The organism is Mycobacterium sp., from assembly GCF_044342925.1.
GTDB lineage: Bacteria > Actinomycetota > Actinomycetes > Mycobacteriales > Mycobacteriaceae > Mycobacterium.
Genome location: NZ_JBIIOV010000236.1, coordinates 1 through 3,685, shown reverse-complemented (window position 1 = coordinate 3,685; position 3,685 = coordinate 1). Strand labels below are relative to the sequence as shown.

The window sequence follows — 3,685 nt, the reverse complement described above, 5'->3', positions numbered from 1 at the left end:
GGCGGCGCCCCGCCCATGTCGAACAAGTAGCGCAGTTCCAGCGCATGACCGGCACCGACCGCGAAGGGCAACGCCCGCATCGGCTCCGGCGTCGGGGCGGTGCGGTCACTGAACTCGTAGGCGTAGACCGGCTGGCGCCGGGCCAGTGCGGTGGCCAGCGCAGCGATCGGGCAGGCGAACACCCCGTCGGTGACCGCGGCGGAGTAGGCCAGCGCGGCGCTGCCGTCGTAGCGGTCCAGCGCGTACTGGGCGGCGACCGTCGGTGCCTCAGCGCCGAACGTGTCGTCGAGCAGGCGGCGGTAGGAGGGTAGGCCGCCGCGGCGCAGATAAGTCATGGCGACGAAGAGGGTGAACTCATCGGCGGTGCTGCCGATCAGCACCGGCACGCGGGCGGTCATACCGCTGCCGGCCACCGACGGCGGCGCGGCCGGCAGCCGTTGGGTTCCGGTCACAGGGCCGGTCAGGATGTTGGCCCCGATCCGCACATACGGCGGCCCGGTCTGCAACCGGTCGGCGGGCAGGTCGCGCAGACACCGCGCGGCCGAGGCCATGTCGGCACAGCCGGCGCGGCGGGCGTAGTCGACGCTGATCCGCTCGGCCGCCGGCAGTGCGGCTTGGGCCTGGCACGGCCCGCTCTGCATAATCGCCGCCCGGAACAGCCCGGTGGACTCCGGGGCGATCAGGTGGTCGCACACCGACATCGCGCCCGCCGACTCACCGGCGATGGTGACCTTGCCAGGATCGCCGCCGAAGGCGGCGATGTTGTCTCGGACCCAGCGCAGTGCGGCCTGCTGGTCGGCCAACCCGTAGTTGCCGGGCTCCTCCCCCGCCGGGCCGGTCAGGGCAGGATGGGCCAGGAAACCCAGCGCGCCGAGCCGGTAGTTGATGGTGACGACCACGATGTCGCCCTGGGTAGCCAGCCAGCGGGAGTTGTAGATGTCCGAACTGCCGTTGAGGAAGCCGCCGCCGTGGATCCAGACCATCACCGCACGACGGGATTTCGGCGTGGCGCCGTCCGGGGTCCAGACAGTGAGGTTGAGGCAGTCCTCGCTGGTGGGTCTTCCGAAATCGGGATCGGCGCGGATGTCCTGGATGCAGCGCAGCCCGGGTTTGGTGGCGTCGCGCACGGACTTCCAGCGCGGCGGCGGAATCGGCGGCTGCCAGCGCAGCGGCCCGATCGGGGCCGCCGCGTAGGGAATGCCCTGGAACACCCTGACGCCGTCGCCGACCATGCCGCGGACCGGACCGTCGGCGAGCCGGACCACCGTCGGGTCGCCGGTACCGGAGGGAGCGGCCGTCGAGCATCCGGCGAGGACCAGGACCAGGACCAGCGCCAGCACGGCGACGACGCACCGGGTCACGGCGCCGACGGGACGGGCGCACCGGGTCACGGCGCCGACGGGACGGAGCGGCACGGGTGCAGAGCCTACGCGTGGAACTGCACCCGCAACTCCATAAGTGTCCTTATGCTGGGTGGGTAATCGTCGTCAGCCACAGGGGGACCCACGGGCGCACGGATCACCGACGAGGCAGCCGGCGTGCTGGCTGACCCACAGGCCTACACCGACGAGACGAAGTTGCACGCGGCGCTGACGCATCTGCGCCGAAACGCCCCGGTGTCCTGGGTCGAACCGGCCGCCTACAAACCGTTCTGGGCGATCACCAAGCACGCCGACATCATGGAGATCGAGCGCCAGAACGATCTGTTCACCAACGAACCGCGGCCACTGCTGCAGTACTCCGGCATGGAGGACGTGTTGCGCGAACAGCGCGAGGCCGGCATCGGGCTTCGCACGCTGATTCACATGGACGATCCGCACCACCGCGACATGCGCAAGATCGGGGTCGACTGGTTCCGCCCGAAGGCCATGCGCGACTTGAAAGTCCGCGTCGACGAGCTGGCCAAGACCTACGTCGACAAGATGGCCGCGGCCGGCCCGGAATGCGACTTCGTCCAGGAAGTCGCCGTTAACTACCCGCTCTATGTCATCCTGTCGCTGCTGGGACTTCCGGAGTCGGACTTCCCCCGCATGCTCAAGCTCACCCAGGAGTTGTTCGGCAGCGACGACGCGGAGTTCCAGCGCGGCTCCAACGCGCTCGACGACGTACTCGCGGTGCTGATGGACTTCTTCACCTATTTCGCCGGACTGACGGCGTCGCGCCGCGAGCACCCCACCGCCGATCTCACGTCGGCGATCGCCAACGCGACGATCCACGGTCAGCCGCTGTCGGACATGGACACCGCGTCGTACTACGTGATCGTGGCCAGTGCCGGTCACGACACCACCAGCGCCGGCATCGCCGGCGGCATGTTGGCGCTCACCGAGAACCCCGACCAACTCGACCGGCTGCGCAACAACATGACGTTGATGGGCACCGCGGTGGAGGAGATGATCCGCTGGGTGGTGCCGGTCAAGGAGTTCATGCGCACCGCCCAGGCCGACACCGAGGTGCGCGGCGTGCCGATCGCCAAGGGCGAGGCCGTGCTGCTGAGCTACGTCTCGGCCAACCGCGACGAGGACGTGTTCGCCGACCCGATGCGCTTCGACGTCGGCCGCGACCCCAACAAGCACCTGTCGTTCGGCTACGGCGTGCACTTCTGCCTCGGTGCGGCACTGGCCCGGATGGAGATGAACAGCTTCTTCACCGAACTGGTGCCCCGGTTGACGTCGGTCGAACTGGCCGGTGAGCCGGAATTCATGGCCACCACCTTCGTCGGCGGCCTCAAGCACCTGCCGATCCGATACTCGCTGCGGTGACCCCCCGAGACGAAGATCACTGACATGTGTGAGGCTGACACCCGTCAAGTCTCGTCGACGCACGCTAGGGAGCCGCAATGAGCGCACGGATCACCGACGATGCCGCACGGGTCCTGGCCAATCCCCAGGCCTACGCCGACGAGGCGAAACTGCATGCCGCGCTGGCGCATTGCCGCAAGCACGCGCCGGTGTCCTGGGTGGACGTCCCCGGCTACCGGCCGTTTTGGGCGATCACCAAGCACGCCGACATCATGGAGATCGAGCGGCAGAACGACCTGTTCACCAACGATCCGCGCCCGCTGCTGACGATCGCCGAGGCCGACGATGCGCTGCGCCGCGACATGGAAGCCGGCCGTGGCCTGCGCACCCTGATCCACATGGACGACCCGCACCACCGCGACATGCGCAAGATCGGGGTGGACTGGTTCCGTCCGAAGGCCATGCGCGCGCTGAAAGCGCGCTGCGACGAACTGGCCAAGATCTACGTCGACAAGATGGCCGCGGCGGGCTCGGAGTTCGACTTCGTTACCGAGGTGGCGGTCAACTACCCGCTCTACGTGATCCTGACCATGCTGGGCCTGCCGGAGTCGGACTTCCCCCGCATGCTCAAGCTCACTCAGGAGATGTTCGGCGGCAACGACGAGGAGTTCCAGCGCGGCGGCGACGTCGACGACATGCTGGCGGTGCTGATCGACTTCTTCAATTACTTCACCGCGCTGACCAACTCGCGCCGAGAGCACCCGACCGAGGATCTGTCGTCGGCGATCGCCAACGCCAGGATCAACGGCCAGCCGCTGACCGACATGGACACGTTGTCCTACTACGTGATCGTGGCGAGTGCCGGTCACGACACCACCAGCGCCGGCATCGCCGGCGGCATGTTGGCGCTCACCGAGAACCCCGACCAACTCGACCGGCTGCGCAAC

At 68.3% G+C, this 3,685-nt stretch carries 3 protein-coding genes; 2 read left to right on the top strand and 1 reads right to left on the bottom strand.

Translation table 11 applies throughout. The annotated features are described in order from the left end of the window. Positions 1–1,415 (bottom strand): carboxylesterase/lipase family protein (locus ADBZ6I_RS16610; protein WP_526385785.1); only part of this gene is annotated, 1,415 nt, incomplete at its 3' end. A 102-nt stretch (positions 1,416–1,517) separates the two neighbouring features. Between ADBZ6I_RS16610 and ADBZ6I_RS16605 the strand changes: the two genes are divergently transcribed. Together ADBZ6I_RS16605 and ADBZ6I_RS16600 are read left to right on the top strand one after the other, a co-directional pair. After that, on the top strand, positions 1,518–2,759 hold the full coding sequence (locus ADBZ6I_RS16605; RefSeq protein ID WP_526385787.1) for a cytochrome P450: 1,242 nt from the start codon (positions 1,518–1,520) through the stop codon (positions 2,757–2,759). Between the two features lie 77 nt (positions 2,760–2,836). Then, positions 2,837–3,685: cytochrome P450 (locus tag ADBZ6I_RS16600; protein WP_526385783.1), on the top strand; the 849-nt coding region annotated here is incomplete at its 3' end.